The organism is Streptomyces sp. SAI-127 (genome assembly GCF_029894425.1).
Lineage (GTDB): Bacteria > Actinomycetota > Actinomycetes > Streptomycetales > Streptomycetaceae > Streptomyces.
This window is the reverse complement of the sequence record NZ_JARXYJ010000001.1, coordinates 2369230-2388342: the sequence shown is the minus strand read 5'-3', so window position 1 is coordinate 2388342 and position 19113 is coordinate 2369230. Positions and strand designations below refer to the sequence as shown.

General features: G+C 72.3%; 15 protein-coding genes and 2 pseudogenes. 12 read left to right on the top strand and 5 right to left on the bottom strand.

The window, feature by feature from the left end:
• Window position 1 precedes the first annotated feature (1 nt).
• Both M2157_RS11175 and M2157_RS11170 read right to left on the bottom strand, forming a co-directional pair.
• The gene (locus tag M2157_RS11175; protein ID WP_280861655.1) at window positions 2-679 is read right to left on the bottom strand and encodes a DUF6304 family protein; all 678 of its coding nucleotides are present in this window, start codon (window positions 677-679) and stop codon (window positions 2-4) included.
• Entirely contained in the window at window positions 676-1470 is a 795-nt protein-coding gene (locus M2157_RS11170) for an IclR family transcriptional regulator (protein ID WP_280861654.1), read from the bottom strand. The genes M2157_RS11175 and M2157_RS11170 overlap by 4 nt, the downstream gene beginning before the upstream one ends.
• 263 nt (window positions 1471-1733) lie before the next feature.
• Between M2157_RS11170 and allB the strand changes: the two genes are divergently transcribed.
• Window positions 1734-3071 (top strand): allantoinase AllB, encoded by a 1338-nt coding sequence (allB, locus tag M2157_RS11165; protein WP_280865158.1) that lies wholly within the window; start codon window positions 1734-1736, stop codon window positions 3069-3071.
• Between the two features lie 38 nt (window positions 3072-3109).
• On the top strand, window positions 3110-4216 hold the full coding sequence (gene alc / locus M2157_RS11160) for an allantoicase (protein ID WP_280865157.1): 1107 nt from the start codon (window positions 3110-3112) through the stop codon (window positions 4214-4216).
• Between the two features lie 169 nt (window positions 4217-4385).
• On the opposite strand, the gene M2157_RS11155 is transcribed toward alc, so the two are convergent.
• On the bottom strand, window positions 4386-5141 hold the full coding sequence (locus M2157_RS11155) for an SDR family oxidoreductase (protein ID WP_280865156.1): 756 nt from the start codon (window positions 5139-5141) through the stop codon (window positions 4386-4388).
• Between the two features lie 151 nt (window positions 5142-5292).
• Between M2157_RS11155 and M2157_RS11150 the strand changes: the two genes are divergently transcribed.
• Both M2157_RS11150 and M2157_RS11145 read left to right on the top strand, forming a co-directional pair.
• Window positions 5293-5751: a hypothetical protein gene (locus M2157_RS11150; RefSeq protein WP_280865155.1), complete on the top strand. Its 459-nt coding sequence runs from the start codon at window positions 5293-5295 to the stop codon at window positions 5749-5751.
• Between the two features lie 133 nt (window positions 5752-5884).
• Entirely contained in the window at window positions 5885-6271 is a 387-nt protein-coding gene (locus M2157_RS11145; protein WP_280865154.1) for a ribonuclease domain-containing protein, read from the top strand.
• A gap of 55 nt (window positions 6272-6326) precedes the next feature.
• On the opposite strand, the gene M2157_RS11140 is transcribed toward M2157_RS11145, so the two are convergent.
• On the bottom strand, window positions 6327-6527 hold the full coding sequence (locus M2157_RS11140; RefSeq protein ID WP_280865153.1) for a hypothetical protein: 201 nt from the start codon (window positions 6525-6527) through the stop codon (window positions 6327-6329).
• 169 nt (window positions 6528-6696) lie between these two features.
• Here M2157_RS11140 and M2157_RS11135 point away from each other — a divergent pair, with 169 nt between their 5' ends.
• From M2157_RS11135 to M2157_RS11125, 3 genes are all read left to right on the top strand, one after another.
• Window positions 6697-7956: a histidine kinase gene (locus tag M2157_RS11135; RefSeq protein WP_280865152.1), complete on the top strand. Its 1260-nt coding sequence runs from the start codon at window positions 6697-6699 to the stop codon at window positions 7954-7956.
• Window positions 7957-8037: 81 nt separating this feature from the next.
• Window positions 8038-8727, top strand: coding sequence for a response regulator transcription factor (locus M2157_RS11130; RefSeq protein WP_280865151.1), 690 nt, complete (start codon window positions 8038-8040; stop codon window positions 8725-8727).
• 39 nt (window positions 8728-8766) lie between these two features.
• A complete protein-coding gene (locus M2157_RS11125; RefSeq protein WP_280865150.1) occupies window positions 8767-9954 on the top strand; it encodes a cytochrome P450 in 1188 nt (395 codons plus the stop codon).
• A 57-nt stretch (window positions 9955-10011) separates the two neighbouring features.
• Here the strand turns inward: M2157_RS11125 and M2157_RS11120 are convergent.
• Window positions 10012-11035: pseudogene (locus M2157_RS11120) on the bottom strand (Gfo/Idh/MocA family oxidoreductase).
• A 130-nt stretch (window positions 11036-11165) separates the two neighbouring features.
• Between M2157_RS11120 and M2157_RS11115 the strand changes: the two are divergent.
• The 5 genes and pseudogenes from M2157_RS11115 (at window position 11166) to M2157_RS11095 (ending at window position 19025) form a co-directional block, all read left to right on the top strand.
• Window positions 11166-11904: pseudogene (locus tag M2157_RS11115) on the top strand (GntR family transcriptional regulator).
• Window positions 11905-12021: 117 nt separating this feature from the next.
• Window positions 12022-13170 carry an ROK family glucokinase gene (locus M2157_RS11110; protein ID WP_031051879.1) on the top strand — a complete coding sequence of 383 codons (1149 nt, stop codon included), beginning with the start codon at window positions 12022-12024 and terminating at the stop codon, window positions 13168-13170.
• Window positions 13167-13751: a sugar kinase gene (locus M2157_RS11105; RefSeq protein WP_280865149.1), complete on the top strand. Its 585-nt coding sequence runs from the start codon at window positions 13167-13169 to the stop codon at window positions 13749-13751. The genes M2157_RS11110 and M2157_RS11105 overlap by 4 nt, the downstream gene beginning before the upstream one ends.
• Window positions 13752-13836: 85 nt before the next feature.
• Window positions 13837-16704, top strand: a complete 2868-nt coding sequence (locus M2157_RS11100; RefSeq protein ID WP_280865148.1) for a DEAD/DEAH box helicase — start codon at window positions 13837-13839, stop codon at window positions 16702-16704.
• A complete protein-coding gene (locus M2157_RS11095) occupies window positions 16701-19025 on the top strand; it encodes an SWIM zinc finger family protein (protein ID WP_280865147.1) in 2325 nt (774 codons plus the stop codon). Before M2157_RS11100 ends, M2157_RS11095 begins: the two co-directional genes overlap by 4 nt.
• Window positions 19026-19113: the final 88 nt, after the last annotated feature.

Genomic DNA, 19113 nt, shown 5'->3' with positions numbered 1-19113 from the left:
GTCAGAGCCGGCCGCGGAACGGGAACGGGCCCCGGTAGCCCCGGTCCGAGGTCCGGTGTTCGAACTGGTCGCACAGCCAGGTCTCCTGGACGAACTCGGTGCGCCGGGGCCAGATGGTGAGGATCCCCCGCGGCCCGTACTTGCCGTCGCACTCCCGGTAGACGTCCTTCGCGCCACGGAAACAGGCCAGCCCGGTCATCAGGCTGTGGCCCACCGGGTGATAGTCGGACCAGGCGCACGCGATGCACGCCTTGAGCCGGACGGAGCGGGGCAGATCGCGGCCGATCTCGTGCAGCGCGTCCTCGAAGTCCGGGTGCCTGGCGCGGAACTCGTAGCCGTCCAGACGCAGGGTGACGGTCAGCTCCTCGCCGTCCGTGGGATGACCGAGCCGCAGCTCGCAGTGCAGCGTCGCGATCCGCTCACCCTGGCCCGCGACCTCCACCGGCATGGTCAGTCCCCACTCCAGGAGACAGGCGAACAGATCCCCGTCGACGAAGGTGAACCCGGGCTCGGGCAGTTCGCCGGTCAGCGCGCCCAGCGTGTCCATCGTCTCGCCCTCGAAGCGAACGCCCCTGATGGTCGTACGGATCAGCTCCCGGCCGTCCGACTCGAAGGCGATCTCCTCCGTGCCCTGCCGGTCGGTGTACCGCCCCGGCCAGCGGTGCGGGAGGGCCGTCACGCCGGGTTCTGGCTGGCCAGCGCCTCCGACAGTTCCGAGGCGACCTGCTGGAGCACCGGGACGATCTTCTCCGTGGCCGCCTCCGTGACCCGGCCGGCCGGTCCCGAGATCGAAATGGCGGCGGCGGTGGGGGAGTTGGGCACCGAGACCGCGAGGCAGCGGACGCCGATCTCCTGCTCGTTGTCGTCGACCGCGTAGCCCTGGACGCGCACGTCCTTGAGGGCCGCGAGGAAACCGTCCGGCGTGGTGATCGTCTTCTCCGTCGCGGCCGGCATGCCGGTCCTGGAGAGAAGGGCGCGGACCTCGTCGTCGGGGGTGTTGGCGAGCAGGGCCTTGCCGACGCCCGTGGAGTGCGGCAGGACGCGCCGGCCGACCTCGGTGAACATCCGCATCGAGTGCTTCGACGGCACCTGGGCGACGTAGACGATCTCGTCCCCGTCGAGCAGCGCCATGTTGGCCGTCTCGCCGGTCTCCTCGACGAGACGGGCGAGGTAGGGGCGGGCCCAGGTGCCGAGCAGCCGGGAGGCCGACTCGCCGAGGCGGATCAGCCGCGGACCGAGGGCGTAGCGCCGGTTGGCCTGCTGGCGGACGTATCCGCAGGACACGAGTGTCCGCATCAGGCGGTGGATGGTGGGCAACGGCAGCCCGCTGCTCGCGGACAGTTCGCTCAGTCCGACTTCTCCGCCCGCGTCCGCCATCCGCTCCAGCAGATCGAAGGCGCGCTCGAGGGACTGGACCCCGCCGCCGGCGGACTTGGCGGAGTCGGTGGTGCTGGCGCTGGACGTCGGCACGGCGCGTTCCTTTCGGAGCTGCCTTTCGGGTCTGGGCAGGAGGGCAGAAGCCTACCCGGCAGTCGGTTGACTCCCCGCTGGTGCATAGCTACGTTCTGCTTGCTGGAAGTTTAATTCCGCTTTGTGGAAACGTACAGAGTGTCGGCGCAGGGTGCACTGTGGGGAAGTGTGCCCTTGACGGCGCTCGACCGGGAGTGAAGACTCCTTCAACAGAAAGTTGAATTCCGTTACGCGGAAGTTAACGGCGGCAGAGAGGGGTCCGGGTGTCCGACACTGAACTGGTGCTGCGCTCCACGCGCGTCATCACGCCCGAGGGGACGCGGGCCGCGTCGGTCGCGGTGGCCGGCGGGAGGATCACGGCCGTGCTGCCGTACGAGACTTCCGTCTCCGGGAGCGCCCGCATCGAGGACCTCGGCGACGACGTCCTGCTGCCCGGTCTCGTCGACACTCATGTGCACGTCAACGATCCCGGCCGCACCGAGTGGGAGGGCTTCTGGACCGCCACGCGCGCGGCGGCGGCCGGCGGCATCACCACCCTCGTCGACATGCCGCTCAACTCCCTCCCGCCCACGACGACGGTCGACCACCTCCGTACCAAGCAGGACGTCGCCGCCGACAAGGCCCACATCGACGTCGGCTTCTGGGGCGGCGCCCTGCCCGACAACGTCAAGGACCTGCGCCCGCTGCACGAGTCGGGTGTCTTCGGCTTCAAGGCGTTCCTGTCCCCGTCGGGCGTGGACGAGTTCCCGCATCTCGACCAGGACGGGCTCGCCCGCTCCCTGGCCGAGATCGCCTCCTTCGGCGGCCTGCTGATCGTGCACGCCGAGGACCCGCACCATCTGGAGACCGCCCCGCAGCAGTCCGGTCCGAGATACGCGGACTTCCTGGCGTCCCGTCCGCGCGACGCCGAGGACACGGCGATCGCCCAGCTCATCGCCCAGGCGAAGCGGCTGGACGCGCGCGTGCACGTGCTTCACCTGTCGTCGTCCGACGCCCTGCCGCTGATCGCCCGGGCCAAGGCGGAGGGCGTCCGCATCACGATCGAGACCTGCCCGCACTACCTCACCCTCACCGCCGAGGAAGTCCCGGACGGCGCCAGCGAGTTCAAGTGCTGCCCGCCCATCCGTGAGTCCGCCAACCAGGACCTGCTGTGGCAGGCGCTGGCCGACGGCACGATCGACTGCGTGGTCACCGACCACTCGCCGTCCACGGCCGACCTGAAGACGGACGACTTCGCCACCGCGTGGGGCGGCATCTCGGGCCTTCAGCTGAGTCTGGCGGCGGTCTGGACGGAGGCCCGCAGGCGCGGTCACTCGCTGGAGGACGTGGTCCGCTGGATGTCCGCGCGGACGTCCCAACTGGTCGGCCTGGACCGCAAGGGCGCCATCGAGGCCGGCCGCGACGCCGACTTCGCGGTCCTCGCGCCCGACGAGACCTTCACCGTGGACCCGGCGGCCCTCCAGCACCGCAACCGTGTCACGGCGTACGCGGGCAAGACCCTGTACGGCGTCGTGAAGTCGACCTGGCTGCGCGGCGAACGCATCGTGGCGGACGGCGAGTTCACGGCTCCGAAGGGCCGACTGCTCACCCGTACGCCCTGATCCACCCGCACCGGCCCACTCCAGAAAGGCACATGTACGTGACGGCGATTCCCAGCTTCACCGGCGACGCGAACCCGTACGGCGGCGGTGACCCGTACGCGGACTACCGCACCGCCGACTTTCCCTTCACCCAGTACGCCAACCTCGCCGCACGGACGCTCGGCGCCGGAGTCATCGCCGCCAACGACGAGTTCTTCGCCCAGCGCGAGAACCTTCTGATGCCCGAACGGGCCGAGTTCGACCCCGAGCACTTCGGGCACAAGGGCAAGATCATGGACGGCTGGGAGACGCGGCGCCGCCGGGGCGCCTCGGCCGAACACCCCTGGCCGACGGCGGAGGACCACGACTGGGCGCTGGTGCGCCTGGGCGCGCCCGGGGTGATCAGGGGGATCGTGGTCGACACGGCGCACTTCCGCGGCAACTACCCGCAGGCGGTGTCGGTCGAAGGCACGTCCGTGAAGGGCTCCCCGTCCCCGGAGGAACTGCTGGGCGACGACGTGAAGTGGACGACGCTCGTTCCGCGGACGCCGGTCGGCGGCCATGCGGCGAACGGCTTCTCCGTGTCGCTGGAACAGCGCTTCACGCACCTGCGGGTCAACCAGCACCCCGACGGCGGCATCGCCCGCCTGCGCGTGTACGGCGAGGTCGTGCCGGACCCCGCGTGGCTGGAGATCCTCGGCACCTTCGACGTGGTCGCCCTCGAGAACGGCGGCCAGGCGGAGGACGCGTCCAACCTCTTCTACTCGCCGGCGTCGAACACCATCCAGCCGGGGCGCTCCCGCAAGATGGACGACGGCTGGGAGACCCGCCGCCGTCGTGACCGGGGGAACGACTGGATCCGCTACCGGCTGGTGGCCCAGTCCCGGATCCGCGCGATCGAGATCGACACGGCGTATCTGAAGGGGAACAGCGCGGGCTGGGCATCGGTGTCGGTCCGGGACGGCGACTGGCAGGAGGTCCTCCCGCGCACGCGCCTCCAGCCCGACACGAACCACCGCTTCGTGCTGCCGACGCCTGCGGTGGGCACGCACGCGCGCGTGGACATCTTCCCCGACGGCGGGATCTCGCGGCTGCGGCTGTTCGGTTCGCTGACGGAGAGCGGCGCGGCGACGCTGTCGGCGAGGCATCAGGAGCTGGGCGGCTGAGGCGGGTGCTCGGGGGTAACGCCCCCCGGGCACCCGGCGGCGGGCGGCCGCAGCGACGCCCGCCGCGCCGCCTCCGCCCGCTGCACACGCGAGCGTGGCGTAACACCGCCGTGCGCCCCCGGGGGGCGCACGGGTAGGGGCGGCGAGGCGAGAAGAAGATGCGGCTACCTCACGCCGCGTGCCCCCCGTCCACCGAGAACTCCGCACCGGTGACGTACGCCGCGTCCGCCAGATACGCCACCATCGACGCCACTTCCTCCGCCGTGCCGAACCGCCCCACCGCGGTCATCGCGGCCTGCCCCGCCGCGAACGGCCCGTCCGCCGGGTTCATGTCGGTGTCCGTCGGCCCGGGATGCACGATGTTCGCCGTGATCCCCCGCGGCCCCAGCTCACGCGCGAGGGCCTTCGTCAGCCCGGTCAGCGCCGACTTGCTCGTCGCGTACAGGGTCCCGCCGGGGCCCGGCACCCGCTGGGTCATACAGCTGCCGATCGTGATGATGCGCCCCCCGTCCCGCATCCGCGCGGACGCCGCCTGAGAGGCCAGAAACACCCCGCGCACGTTGACGGCCAGCACCCGGTCGACCTCCGCGAGGGACAGCTCGCCCAGCGGACCGAGCACCCCGACGCCCGCGTTGTTCACCAGCACATCCAGCCCGCCGAGCGCCTCCGCCGTACGGAGAACCGCCCCCGCCGCCTCTTCCGCGTCCGCGGAGTCCGCCCGCAGGGCGACGGCCCGCCGCCCCAGCGCCTCGACCCGCCGTACGACGTCCGAGGCCGCCTCCTTGCCGTCCACGTACGTCAGGGCCACGTCCGCGCCCTCCCGCGCCAGCCGCACCGCCGTAGCCGCACCGATCCCCCGGCTGCCGCCGGTGACGAGCGCGACCTTGCCGTTCAGAGTTCCGTAAGTCGTTGTCATGACACCCATTCCACCGGCGCGGCCCCGGAATCGCTGGCGGCGTTCGGACACCGACCTCGGTCATGACGACCTACGTAGAGGGGTCAGTAATTCCCCCGACGCATCCAGGGCTGTAACTCGAGAGCATGGGCCGTTCTCACGTGAGGAAAAGGGTGCATCCATGAACCTGTCGGTCCGCTCGCGTCCCGCCGTACGAGGTGCTCTCGTCTCGGCCGGCGCGGCCCTGCTGCTCACCACCCTGGCAAGCTGCTCCGACGACGAGGAGACCTTGGCGAGCTGGTCCGAGAAGGGCGGTCAGAAGCACATGACCGCCATAGCCAAGGACGTGACCACGCTGATTCAGGTGAGCGATCCGATCGGCTCGGACCCCACCGTCGCGTCGCAATGCAGTCAGGTGCTCGACGACGTGAAGGCGGCCAGGGCCTACGGCGAACTGCCGGACGACATTGCCCAGGCCCATTGGAAAGAGTCGCTCGACCGGCTCGACACGGCCGCTTCGCACTGCGTGCGCAACGCCAAGGCCGGCAAGGCGGGAACCAGCCTCACCGAAGCCATGGACGTCCAGAGCTCGTTCCACAGCTTCGCCCAACGGATCGAGAACCTCCGCAGCCGGTCCTGACCCATGCCGTGCCCCGGCTCGCGTGAAGGCTCCGGGCGGCAGGTTAACTTCCCGAAAACTCATCGGACTTGACGGGAAAATCTCCTGGGTTGTCATTGACATGCCACTGTCTACGCGCGTCATCATGGAGGGCATGAGATTCCCCCCACGGATCACTCGCATCGGCACCGCTGCCGCCGTCCTGTCCGCTCTCCTGGTCGGCGGCGCCGTCACCGCCACCCCGGCGGCGGCCGCGGTCGGCAGCATCTGCTACAGCGATCTGCCCTCCCAGGCGTACGACACCCTGGACCTCATCGAGCAGGGCGGCCCCTACCCCTACTCACAGGACGGCGTCGTCTTCCAGAACCGCGAAGGCGTCCTGCCGAGCCAATCGACCGGCTACTACCACGAGTACACGGTCATCACGCCCGGATCCTCCACGCGCGGAGCTCGCCGGATCGTCACCGGTGAGAAGACGCAGGAGGACTACTACACGGCCGACCACTACGACACGTTCGACCTGGTCGACTACGGCTGCTGAGCCCCCCACCCGGCAGCCCGGAGAACAGTGCGACCGGCCGACGGTCCGGCGGAGTTCAGCCGGACCGACGGCTCTCGGCGGCGGCGAACAGCGCGAACGCCAGCACGATCAGGGCGACGCTCGCGTAGACCTCGTAACCGTCGAGGAAACCGATGCGCTGGACGAGGCCGACATGCCAGTCGGTGAACTCGTGCAGCAGACCCATTCCGCCCTGCACCAGGGCGAGAAAACCGAGCAGTTCCAGCAGTTGCTTCATGGATGGACCCTCGCCCCGCGGACCCCCCACGGACATCGGCCGCGGGGCGAGCCTCCCAGCGCGAAAGCATCGGAACCACGGGACCGCCCACGCCGAAAGTCTGCGGTGTCGCGACTTTGGTCGCGGATGCCGTCCACGGACGGGTGCGGCGGGCCCGCGCTGCGTAGATTTGTCGACCGTGAGCGGTGACGAGACGGTTCCCGAACCTCCGGCCTTCCCCGGCCGACGCTGGTTGCTGCCCTCCGCGGTGATCCACGAGTTCGACCCGTCCGCCGTTCGGCCCGGACGGCGGCCCCGGCGCACCGCGCGCGACTGGATCGTCGACTTCTCCTGCTTCCTCCTGGCCGTCCTGATCGGCATGATCGCCGCGGACGCGGTGGGCAACAACCCCCATGTGTCCCACGCCGCGGCCACCCTCGACCAGCTGCTCGGCGCGCTCGCCTGCGCCGCCGTGTGGCTGCGCCGCCGCCGGCCGCTCGGCCTCGCCCTGGCCACGATCCCGCTCGGGCTGCTCTCGGACACCGCCTCCGGCGCCTGCATGATCGCCGTCTTCACCCTCGCCGTGCACCGCCCCTTGCGGTACGTCGCCTGGGTGGGCGGCATCAACATCGCCGTGGCCCCACTCACCTACTGGCTGCGGCCCGACGCGGACCTGCCCTACCTCGTCTCGGTCGTCCTCTCCGTGGTGCTGGTCGCCGCGATCGTCGGCTGGGGCCTGCTGGTGCGGGCCAAACGGCAGCTCATGTTCAGCCTGCGTGACCGCGCCCGGCGCGCCGAGACCGAGGCGCGACTGCGGGCCGAGCAGGCGCAGCGGCTCGCCCGCGAAGCCATCGCGCGCGAGATGCACGACGTCCTCGCGCACCGGCTGACGCTGCTGAGCGTCCACGCGGGTGCCCTGGAGTTCCGGCCGGACGCGCCCCAGGAGGAGGTCGCGCGGGCGGCCGGCGTCATCCGGGAGAGCGCGCACGAGGCGCTCCAGGACCTCAGGGAGATCATCGGGGTGCTGCGGGCGGCGGACCACGACGACACGGGCCGGCCCCAGCCGACCCTCGCCGCGCTGGACACACTGGTCGCCGAGTCCCGCGAGGCCGGCATGAAGGTCATCCTCGACAGTCGCGTGGCCGACCCCGCCGCCGTGCCCGCGTCCGTGGGCCGCACCGCCTACCGCATCGCCCAGGAGAGCCTCACCAACGCCCGCAAGCACGCACCCGGCACGGAGGTCACGGTCACCGTCACCGGCGGCCCGGGCGAGGGCCTCGTCGTGACCGTGCAGAACCCCGCGCCCGAGGGCGAGGTGCCGCACGTCCCCGGCTCGGGCCAGGGCCTGATCGGCCTCACCGAGCGCGCCACGCTCGCCGGCGGCCGGCTGGAGTACGGGGCGGAGCCGGACGGCGCGTTCGAGGTGCGGGCGTGGCTGCCGTGGGGGTGACGTTCCCTGGTGCCGTCGGCAGCGCAACTCGCCCGGCCACAAGGGTGATTGCGCCCTGCCTCCGCGTGATTACGTAGGCCCATGACTGTGATCAGAGTGCTCCTCGTCGACGACGACCCCCTCGTGCGGGCCGGTCTGTCCCTGATGATGGGCGGCGCCGAGGACATCGAGATCGTCGGAGAGGCGGCGGACGGCACCGAGGTCGAGGCGGCCGTGGACCGGACCCGCCCGGACGTCGTCCTCATGGACATCAGAATGCCGTCGGTGGACGGCCTCACGGCCACGGAACGGCTGCGCGGCCGCCCCGACGCCCCCCAGGTCGTCGTCCTGACCACCTTCCACGCCGACGAGCAGGTCCTGCGCGCCCTGCGCGCGGGTGCCGCCGGTTTCGTCCTCAAGGACACTCCGCCCGCCGAGATCCTCGCCGCCGTACGCCGGGTCGCGGCCGGCGACCCCGTCCTGTCGCCCACCGTCACCCGCCAGCTGATGGAGCACGCGGTCGGCTCCGCCGCCGACACCCGACGGGCACGCGCGCGTGAGCGCGTCGCCGCCCTCAACGACCGCGAACGCGAGGTCGCCGTCGCCGTCGGCCAGGGACTGTCCAACGCCGAGATCGCCGCCGCCCTCTACATGAGCGTCGCCACGGTCAAGACCCACGTCTCCCGCGTGCTGGCCAAGCTCGACCTCAACAACCGGGTGCAGATCGCGCTGTTGGCGTACGACGCGGGACTGCTGGAACAGTCCGCGGAATCCGAGCCGAACGGGCACTAGGCGCGGTCACGGGGCGTTGAGAGGGTGAAGGGGGAGTCCATGACCGAAGCAGTGATCGATCTCGGGGAGTACGGCGACGCGTTCCGTGCCGACCCGCACCCGGTGTACGCCGAATTGCGCGGCCTCGGCCCCGTGCACCGGGTGCGACCGCCCGGCTCCGACGCCGGCTACTCGACCTGGCTCGTCGTCGGACACGAGGAGGCGCGCGCGGCACTCGCCGATCCGAGGCTGTCCAAGGACGGCCGCAGAATCGGCATGGTGTTCCACGACGAGGAACTGATCGGCCGCCATCTGCTGGGCAGCGACCCGCCCGAGCACACCCGGCTGCGTGGGCTCGTCTCCCGCGCCTTCACCATGCGCCGGGTCGAGCAACTGCGGCCCAGGATCCAGGAGATCACCGACGGCCTGATCGAGGAGATGCTGCCGCACGGCCGCGCCGACCTGGTGCAGTCCCTCGCCTACCCGCTGCCGATCACCGTCATCTGCGAGCTCCTCGGCGTACCCGAGATGGACCGCACGGAGTTCCGGAAGCTGTCCACGGAGGTCGTGGCACCCACCAGCCCGGAGAGTTCGTACGACGCCGTCCTGCGCCTCGGTGAGTATCTGACGGAGCTCATCGAGGACAAGCGGTGCGCCGGACCGAGTGACGACCTGCTCGGCGACCTCATCCGCACCACCGCCGAGGACGGCGACCGGCTCTCCCCGTCGGAACTGCGCGGCATGGCCTTCCTGCTGCTGATCGCGGGCCACGAGACCACGGTCAACCTCATCACCAACGGCGTGCACGCGCTGCTCACCCATCCGGACCAACTCGCCGCCCTGCGCGCCGACATGAGCCTCATCGACGGCGCGGTCGAGGAGACGCTGCGCTACGAGGGCCCGGTGGAGAACGCGACGTTCCGGTACGCCGCCGAGCCCCTGGAGATAGCGGGACGGGCCATAGCCAAGGGCGACCCGGTGATGATCTGCCTGAGCGCGGCCGACCGCGACGACTCCCGTTACCCGGCACCGAACCGCTTCGACATCCGCCGCGACCCGCGCGGCCACCTCGCTTTCGGCCACGGAATCCACTACTGCCTGGGCGCCCCGCTGGCCCGCCTGGAGGCCGGCACGGCGATCCGGACCCTGCTGGACCGCACCCCGGCCCTCGCGCTCGCCGGGCCCGCGGGGGAGTGGCTGCCGGGAATGCTGATCAGAGGAGTGCGGAGCCTGCCGGTGCGGTGGTAGGGCTCGGCGGGGCCGCTGGTGGGTGTGCTGGAGTGAGGTCGGTCGGGCGTGCCGGGTTCAGAACGCGGACGCGCTCGCGCCGCCCGGGATCTCCGCCAGCCGCACGGCCCTGCGCTCGTGCCGGGACACCTCGCACGCCTCGGCGACCCGTAGCGCCTGCAACGCCTCGCGTCCGTCGCAGGGGTTCGCTCTCTCGCCCCGGACCACCTCGATGAACGCGGCCAGCTCGGCCTCGTAGGCCGGGCCGAAACGCTCCAGGAACCCCGTCCACGGCTTGTCCGCCGCGGGCGGCCCCGTGGGCTCGGTGGACGCGATGGGCGTACGGTCGTCCAGACCCACCACCACCTGGTCCAGCTCCCCGGCGAGCTCCATGCGCACGTCGTACCCGGCCCCGTTGAGCCGGGTCGCCGTGGCCGTCGCGAGGGTCCCGTCGTCGAGGGTCAGCAGGACCGCCGCGGTGTCGACGTCCCCCGCGGCCCGGAACATCGGCGGACCGGCGTCGGACCCGGCGGCGTACACGTCGACGATCTCGTGCCCGGTCACCCAGCGCAGGATGTCGAAGTCGTGGATCAGGGTGTCCCGGTACAGCCCGCCGGACAGCGGCAGCCATTCGACCGGCGGCGGCGCCTGGTCGGAGGTCAGTGCCCGCACGGTGTGCAGCCGTCCGAGCCGTCCCGAGCGCACCGCCTCACGCGCGCCCGTGTAGCCCGCGTCGAAGCGGCGCTGGAAGCCCATCTGGAGAATCGTCCCGGCGGTCTCCACCTCGGCGATGGCGTGCAGCGTGCCGGGCAGGTCGAGTGCGATGGGCTTCTCGCAGAACACCGGCAGTCCCGAGCGCGCCGCCCGGCCGATCAGCTCGGCATGGGCCGAGGTCGCCGTAGTGATGACCACGGCGTCCACGCCCCCATTTGAAGATCTCGTCGACGCCCGGGGCAGCGGTCTCCCCGAGGCGGTGCGCGAGCTCCTGGGCCCGTGCGCCGTCCGCGTCCGTGAGGATTAAGGAACCGACCTCCCGATGGCGGCTGAGCGTGTTCGCATGAATGGTGCCGATGCGGCCCGTCCCAATGACCCCGATGCGCATGTGAACAAAGTGTGGTCGGGAACCCCCTGCTGTCAATCTGTATGTCCGGACAATCTGACTACACGACTTCCCGTCAACAACGCACGGAGCTACGCTCGGGCCCGTGCCGAAACCAGGAGTGGACCCGACCGTGACGCTCGAGCTCAGTGTGGACCGCAGCAGCCCGGTGCCGTTGTACTTCCAGCTGTCCCAGCAGTTGGAGGCCGCGATCGAGCACGGAACGCTCACCCCCGGCAGCCTGCTGGGCAACGAGATCGAGCTCGCCGCCCGGCTCGGCCTGTCCCGGCCCACCGTGCGCCAGGCCATCCAGTCGCTCGTCGACAAGAGGCCTGCTGGTGCGGCGCCGCGGAGTCGGCACCCAGGTCGTACACAGCCAGGTCAAGCGCCCGCTGGAGCTCAGCAGCCTCTACGACGACCTTGAGGCGGCCGGTCAGCGCCCCGCGACCAAGGTCCTCGTCAACACCGTCGTCCCCGCCACCGCCGAGATCGCCGCGGCGCTCGGCGTCGCCGAGGGCAGCGACGTACACCGGGTGGAACGCCTGCGCCTCGCGCACGGCGAGCCGATGGCGTACCTGTGCAACTACCTGCCCCCAGCCCTCCTCGACCTGGACACCGCCCAGCTGGAGGCCACCGGCCTGTACCGCATGATGCGCGCGGCGGGCATCACCCTGCACAGCGCCCGCCAGTCCATCGGCGCGAGAGCAGCCTCGCAGGCGGAGGCGGAACGCCTGGCCGAGGAGGCGGGCGCCCCGCTCCTCACCATGCAACGAGTGACCTTCGACGACACGGGCAGAGCGGTCGAATACGGCACGCATACATATCGCCCAACTCGCTACTCTTTCGAATTCCAGCTCCTGGTGCGCCCCTGAAGGGACGCGGGGAACGGCGCGACCAGCCACGAACCACCCGCACCCGGCATGAAGCGCGCCCTACCCTTCGCTCCCCCGCACAGCACCCGTACACACGGTGAGGCAGAATCGGGGCCGATGAGCACCTACGGCAACTTCAGCGCCCCCATAGGCTCCCGCCGCGCCCCCGCCCTGCGGACCGTCGGCACGAGGGAACGCCGCTCACACCTGACCGCACCCCGCGTGCCGACGGTGGGCATCGACATCGGCGGCACCAAAGTCATGGCGGGTGTCGTCGACGCCGACGGCAACATCCTGGAGAAGGTCCGCACCGAGACCCCGGACAAGTCCAAGAGCCCCAAGGTCGTCGAGGACACCATCGTCGAACTGGTCCTGGACCTGTCCGACCGCCACGACGTGCACGCGGTCGGCATCGGCGCGGCCGGCTGGGTCGACGCCGACCGCAACCGCGTGCTGTTCGCCCCCCACCTGTCCTGGCGCAACGAGCCGCTGCGCGACCGCATCGCCGGCCGCCTCGCGGTCCCCGTCCTGGTGGACAACGACGCGAACACCGCCGCCTGGGCCGAGTGGCGCTTCGGCGCGGGGCGTGGCGAGGATCACCTCGTCATGATCACGCTCGGCACCGGCATCGGCGGCGCGATCCTGGAGGACGGCCAGGTCAAGCGCGGCAAGTACGGTGTCGCCGGCGAGTTCGGTCACATGCAGGTCGTCCCCGGCGGCCACCGCTGCCCGTGCGGCAACCGCGGCTGCTGGGAGCAGTACAGCTCCGGCAACGCGCTCGTCAGGGAGGCCAGGGAGCTGGCCGCCGCGGACTCCCCGGTGGCGTACGGGATCATCGAGCACGTCAAGGGCAACATCGCCGACATCACCGGTCCGATGATCACCGAGCTGGCCCGCGACGGCGACGCGATGTGCATCGAGCTGCTCCAGGACATCGGCCAGTGGCTCGGCGTCGGCATCGCCAACCTCGCTGCCGCCCTGGACCCGTCCTGCTTCGTCATCGGCGGCGGCGTCAGCGCGGCCGACGACCTGCTGATCGGCCCCGCGCGGGACGCCTTCAAGCGCCAGCTCACCGGCCGCGGCTACCGCCCCGAGGCCCGCATCGCCCGCGCCCAGCTCGGCCCCGAGGCCGGCATGGTGGGCGCCGCCGACCTCGCCCGCCTGGTCGCGCGCCGCTTCCGGCGTGCCAACCGGCGCCGGGTGGAGCGGCACGAGCGCTACGAACGGTACGTGGAGGCCCGCCGTACGTCCCGGGACACCGCATGACGGCATCTCTTCCGCGCCAGACCTCGGCTCCCCACGGAGAACCGGACGGGCCCACCGAGGACCGCCGTCACATGATCCGCCGCCGGGCGATCACGCTGCTCATCATCGGCCTGCTCATCGGCGTCCCGGCCGGCTATCTGGTGATCTCCGCCAACCAGAGCCGGGACAGCGGCAAGGACAAGGAGGCGAAGTACTCGGCGACGGGCCTCACTCCCGACTGGCCGTCCAAGGTCCAGCGCCGCCTCTACCAGGTGCCGGTCCCGCACCCCGCCGACCTGGTCGCCTCCTACGAGACCAACAACTGGAAGACCAGCCGCCTCTACGTCCAGTTCCGGACGACCGACGCCGGTCTGGCCGCCTTCCTCACCGGCATGGGTGTCAGCCGCGCCGACCTGAAGAAGGGCGACATCTCCATCAGCGAACGCGACCAGAAGGTCAGCGGCTGGCGGTTCGACGGACCGCGCTCCTGGTGGGGGCTGACCCACTCCCAGAAGGACCCGGCGCCCACGCAGGATGTCATGGTCAATTTGACCGTGCCGAACGCCCCGAAGGTGTACGTCGTCTCGCGCACGGTCCCCTGACCCGGTCGCCGGAGCCGATTGTCAGACCCCGCCCGTAGAGTCGAAGACGAGTGATCCGACATGCGGGCGGGAGGTGACAGGGCGTATGAGCGACAGTGCCGTGGTGGCCGAGCGCACGGGCGAGCCGCAGGGGGCGGCCGTTACCGTCCGGCTCGCAGCCGTCTTCCTGCCCGCACCACTTCCCCGTGAGGGGCGGATCGCCTTCTGGGATCCCGAGGGCGCGCCGCTGCCGGCCGCGAGCCCCGAGGCCGACGCCGCGCCGCTCGAGCACACCGAGCTCACTGTCGTACGACCGCACGGAGCCGGAGTCCGACGTCACACCGCCCCCGCCCTCTCGCTCCCGGTCGGCGCGGCCCTGCCGCTCCTTGTCCGGGCCCGGCGCGATCCCGCCGCCCATCCCGCCACGGCCTGCTGGGGCGCGGCCGCCCTGCACGCGCTGCGGCTGACCGCCCGCGGCCGCCTGCTGCCCGGACTCACCGCCACCGGCCACGACGCCTGGCGGGCCGGGCCGCTGGACCCGGACGACATCGCCCACCTCCGCGCCGTCGCGGCCGCCCTGCCCCACGAGGGCCACGCGGTCCCGCTGCCCGGCCCCGGCCCGCTCCGGCTGCCGGAACCGGAAGCACTGATGCGCTCCTTCCTGGACGCGGTCGCCGACACCCTGCCCCGCACCCCCGCCGCACCGCACGCCTCCGGCAAGCCCTTCGCGGCCCGGGCCCCGCAGCGGCTGCCGCATGCCCACGACTGGGCCGCGGAGGTCGCCGCCGGGATGGACGCGGGAGTGCGGATCTCGCTCCGCCTGGACCTGTCGGCGTACAACCTGTTCAACGCCGACGCCGACGGTGCGCGCAGCGCGGGCGCCGCGATCGTCCAGGTGCACAGCCTCGCCGACCCGACCCTCGTGGCCGACGCGGCAGCCCTGTGGGCGGGGGACGCCGACGCCGTCTTCGGACCACGCGCACGCGTCGACGCGGCCCTCGCGGTGCGGCGCGCCGCCCGGGTGTGGCCGCCCCTGGACCGGCTCTCGGAGCAGGACGTACCCGATGTACTGGCCCTGTCCGACGAGGAGTTGGGTGACCTTCTCGGCGTTGCGGCGTCCCGGCTCGCGGCTGCCGGGGTCGCGGTGCACTGGCCGCGGGACCTCGCGCAGGACCTCACCGCGGCGGCGGTGGTACGACCCGCGCCGGGCTCGGCGACCGACGGCACCGGATTCTTCGAGAGCGAGGAACTCCTTCAGTTCCGCTGGCAGTTGGCGCTCGGCGGCGACCCGCTCAGCGAGGCCGAGATGGACGCGCTGGCCGAGGCCCACCGCCCCGTCGTACGCCTCAGGGACCAGTGGGTGCTGGTGGACCCCGCCCTCGTGCGCAAGGCGCGCAAGCGTGAACTGGGCCTGCTCGACCCGGTCGACGCGCTCTCCGTCGCCCTCAGCGGCAGCGCCGAGGTCGACGGCGAGACGGTGGAGGCGGTCCCGGTCGGCACGCTCGCCGCCCTGCGCGACCGCCTGACGACCGGCGTCCACCCCGCCGAACCACCTCCGGGCCTGCACGCCACCCTCCGCGACTACCAACTCCGCGGCCTGGCCTGGCTGGACCTCATGACCTCGCTGGGCCTCGGCGGCTGTCTCGCCGACGACATGGGACTCGGCAAGACGATCACCGTCATCGCCCTGCACCTGCGCCGGGCGCGCCGCGAGCCGACCCTCGTCGTCTGCCCGGCCTCGCTCCTGGGCAACTGGCAGCGGGAGATCACCCGGTTCGCACCCGGCGTCCCGGTCCGCCGGTTCCACGGCACGGACCGCAGCCTGGACGACCTCGACGGCGGCTTCGTCCTCACCACGTACGGCACCATGCGGGCGGCGGCGGCGAGGCTGGCCGAGCAGCGCTGGGGCATGGTCGTGGCGGACGAGGCCCAGCACGTGAAGAACCCGTACTCGGCGACCGCGAAGGCCCTGCGCACGATCCCGTCGCCCGCGCGCGTGGCCCTGACCGGCACGCCGGTCGAGAACAACCTCTCCGAACTGTGGGCGCTGCTCGACTGGACGACCCCCGGACTCCTCGGCCCTCTGAAGTCCTTCCGCGCCCGGCACGCGCGCGCGGTGGAGAACGGCGAGGACGAGGAGGCGGTGACCAGGCTGGCGAGGCTGGTGCGGCCCTTCCTCCTGCGCCGCAAGAAGTCCGACCCCGGCATCGTCCCCGAGCTGCCGCCCAAGACGGAGACGGACCATCCGGTCCCCCTCACACGCGAACAGGCCTCGCTGTACGAGGCGGTGGTGCGCGAGTCGATGCTGGCGATCGAGACGGCTGAGGGCATCGCGCGCAGGGGCCTGGTGCTGAAGTTGCTGGGGGCGCTGAAGCAGATCTGCGACCACCCCGCGCTGTATCTGAAGGAGGAGGTCCCGGCGACGGCCGGCGAGCGGCTGGTCGCCCGCTCGGGCAAACTGGCCCTGCTGGACGAGCTGTTGGACACCCTGCTGGCCGAGGACGGCTCCGCGCTCGTCTTCACGCAGTACGTGGGGATGGCCCGTCTGATCACCGCCCACCTCGCCGCCCGTGCGGTCCCGGTGGACCTGCTGCACGGCGGTACGCCGGTGCCGGAGCGTGAGCGCATGGTGGACCGCTTCCAGAGCGGTGCGATTCCGGTCCTCGTCCTGTCGTTGCGGGCGGCGGGCACCGGCCTCAATCTCACCCGCGCGGGCCATGTCGTGCACTTCGACCGCTGGTGGAACCCGGCCGTCGAGGAACAGGCCACCGACCGCGCGTACCGCATCGGCCAGACCCAGCCCGTCCAGGTCCACCGCCTCATCACCGAGGGCACCGTGGAGGACCGCATCGCCGAGATGCTCGAGTCCAAGCGCGCCCTCGCCGACGCGATCCTCGGCTCCGGCGAGTCCGCCCTCACGGAACTCACCGACCGCGACCTGTCCGACCTGGTCTCCCTCCGGAGGCCGTCATGACCCCCGGCCCCGCCGACGAGGCCCGCCGTGCCCTGCGGGCGGCACGGGAGCGGGCGACCCGGGAGGGGACGGAGGACGCGGGCGGGCAGACGGCCACCGGGGCGGACGGCGTTGACGCGCAGGAGACGGGCAGCTCATCGGCGCAGGGGACGGGGGGCCTGGCTGTCGAGGCTGTCGGTAGTTCGGCGGCGCGGGGTGCGGGGGGCCTTGCGGGCGAGGGGGCCGGCGGGCCTACGGCGAAGGACGCCGACGGCCCCGTGGCCGAGGGGGCGAACCGCTCGGCGGCCGAGAGCGCGACTCACCGGGCGAACGCAGATGCCGATGAGCCCGGGACGCATGGCGGCCAGGACCCGGCGCTCGCGGCGCCCGGAAACGCCGTGCCCGACCCGGTCCCGCCCGAGTCTCGGCCAGGTGACGCGGCCCGCGCGGCCCTACGGGGAGCCGTCGCGGCCCGGCGTGCCCCGAGTGCGGATGCGGACGTCGACACAGGTCAACGTGACGCGGGCGCCCCCTCCGAGGCTTCCGCCGGCCCCCCGGCTGGGGAAATGCATCGAGTCGCCGAGCCGGCTCCGCCCGCCCCGGCCGGCCACGACGCCGCGCCCGGGGGTCCCGAGGCGCGCCCTGCGGATGCCGCCCGGGAAGCGCTGCGTGCGGCACGCAAGCGGCGGGCGGCCGCAGCGGCCGCCGAGGCCGCACTCGCGGGTCGGTCACGTCGCACCGCCCCGTCAGCATCCCGGGACCGAAGCCCCGCACCGCGGCCGGCCGCCGCTGCCCGGGCGCGTGATGTACGGGAGCTACTGGCCGACGCGTTCCGGATGCCCGACGACGCGGCCCTGCCGGGGGAGGAGCCCGAGGACAACGACGGTATGCGGGAGGGGAGTTCCGTTCCACGGCCACCCGCTGCCGACGACAGCTCTCCGAGCACCGGCGACCGAGTCGGCCCGGCTCCGTCGTATCCGCCCGGCGACGCCTTCACGGACACCGGCGCCGACGAGAACCGGCTCCACCCGGCAGCCGCACCCGCACCCACCCCTGCCTCCGCACACCGCCCCCACTCCATGGCCGCCCCCAACCGGGACAACGACCTGCGTCGCACCTTCCCCGCCTTTGCGCCCCGGACCGACGAGGACGCCCGGTTCGCCGCCACCTGGTGGGGCAACGCCTGGGTCTCCGCGCTGGAGGAGGGCGCGCTGGACGCCAAGCGGCTTGCGCGGGGCCGGAGTTATGCCGAGCAGGGGCATGTGGACGCGATCACCGTGACGCCGGGGCTGGTGCTCGCCTATGTGCAGGGGAGCCGCCCCCGGCCGTACCGCGTGCAGGTGCGGTTGCGGACGCTCGGCGAAGCCGACTGGGACCGGTTCCTGGACCTCGCCGCCGACCGGACCGGACACATCGCCGCACTCCTCGACAAGGAGATGCCTCAGGCGCTGGCCGAGTGCGGAGTGCCGTTGCTCCCGGGCCCGGGCGATCTCGAACCGCAATGCAGCTGCCCCGACCGCGGTCACCCCTGCAAGCACGCCGCCGCCCTCTGCTACCAGACGGCACGCCTGCTCGACGCCGATCCCTTCGTCCTGCTCCTGCTGCGCGGCCGGGGCGAACGGGAGCTGCTGGACGCCCTGTCCCGCCTCAGCGCCGCCCGCGCGGCCCGTGCCGCACAGGAACAGGAACCGGCGCCCCTGCCCGGCGTACGGGCCAGTGAAGCCCTCGCGCCTCGCCGACTCCCGCCGCTTCCGGCGCCGTTGCCCGCCCCCGCGCACCCCGAGCAGCCCCCGGCCTACCCCGCGTCCCCGGGCGGCCCCGACCCCTTCGCCCTGGACCAGCTGGCCACCGACGCCGCCGCCCGCGCCCACGCTCTGCTCGGCACCGGTCGCGACCCGGTGGGTGAACTCACCCTGTGGCAGGACGCGGTACGCCTCGCCGCCGCCCGCCCCGGTTCCGGCCTCACCGCCGGCACCCGAGCTCTCTACGCCTCCCTCGCCGCCGCCACCGACCGCACCCCGGCCGATCTGGCCCGCGCGGTCGCCGCCTGGAGACAGGGCGGGATCGAAGGACTCGCCGTCCTCGAAGAACCCTGGGACCCACCGGCCGGCCGCTTCGACCGCGCGCGGCCCCTCCTCCTCGCCGCCGACCTCCCCGCCTTCCGCCCCTGGCACAATCACCTCACCCATCCCCGCGGCCACATCCAACTCCGCCTCGGCCGCGACGGCCTGTGGTACGCCTACGAGTCCGAACCGGGCCGCGACGACTGGTGGCCCCGCGGCACCCCCGACCTGGACCCGGTAGGCGCCCTCACGGGCCTGGGCACACCGACCGACCTCTGAACCGCCCGAAGCTGACCGCTGTCGCACGTGGCAGGAGCCTCCTCGGGCGAGTTCGACGCGGCGGGTGAGGGCATTGCCTCGACCCCCA

Coding starts and splice junctions, on each gene's coding strand:
- M2157_RS11155 (WP_280865156.1), bottom strand. CDS start 5,141: ATGGGTGTCATGACAACGACTTACGGAACTCTGAACGGCAAGGTCGCG.
- M2157_RS11150 (WP_280865155.1), top strand. CDS start 5,293: ATGAACCTGTCGGTCCGCTCGCGTCCCGCCGTACGAGGTGCTCTCGTC.
- M2157_RS11145 (WP_280865154.1), top strand. CDS start 5,885: ATGAGATTCCCCCCACGGATCACTCGCATCGGCACCGCTGCCGCCGTC.
- M2157_RS11140 (WP_280865153.1), bottom strand. CDS start 6,527: ATGAAGCAACTGCTGGAACTGCTCGGTTTTCTCGCCCTGGTGCAGGGC.
- M2157_RS11130 (WP_280865151.1), top strand. CDS start 8,038: ATGACTGTGATCAGAGTGCTCCTCGTCGACGACGACCCCCTCGTGCGG.
- M2157_RS11125 (WP_280865150.1), top strand. CDS start 8,767: ATGACCGAAGCAGTGATCGATCTCGGGGAGTACGGCGACGCGTTCCGT.
- M2157_RS11110 (WP_031051879.1), top strand. CDS start 12,022: ATGAGCACCTACGGCAACTTCAGCGCCCCCATAGGCTCCCGCCGCGCC.
- M2157_RS11105 (WP_280865149.1), top strand. CDS start 13,167: ATGACGGCATCTCTTCCGCGCCAGACCTCGGCTCCCCACGGAGAACCG.
- M2157_RS11100 (WP_280865148.1), top strand. CDS start 13,837: ATGAGCGACAGTGCCGTGGTGGCCGAGCGCACGGGCGAGCCGCAGGGG.
- M2157_RS11095 (WP_280865147.1), top strand. CDS start 16,701: ATGACCCCCGGCCCCGCCGACGAGGCCCGCCGTGCCCTGCGGGCGGCA.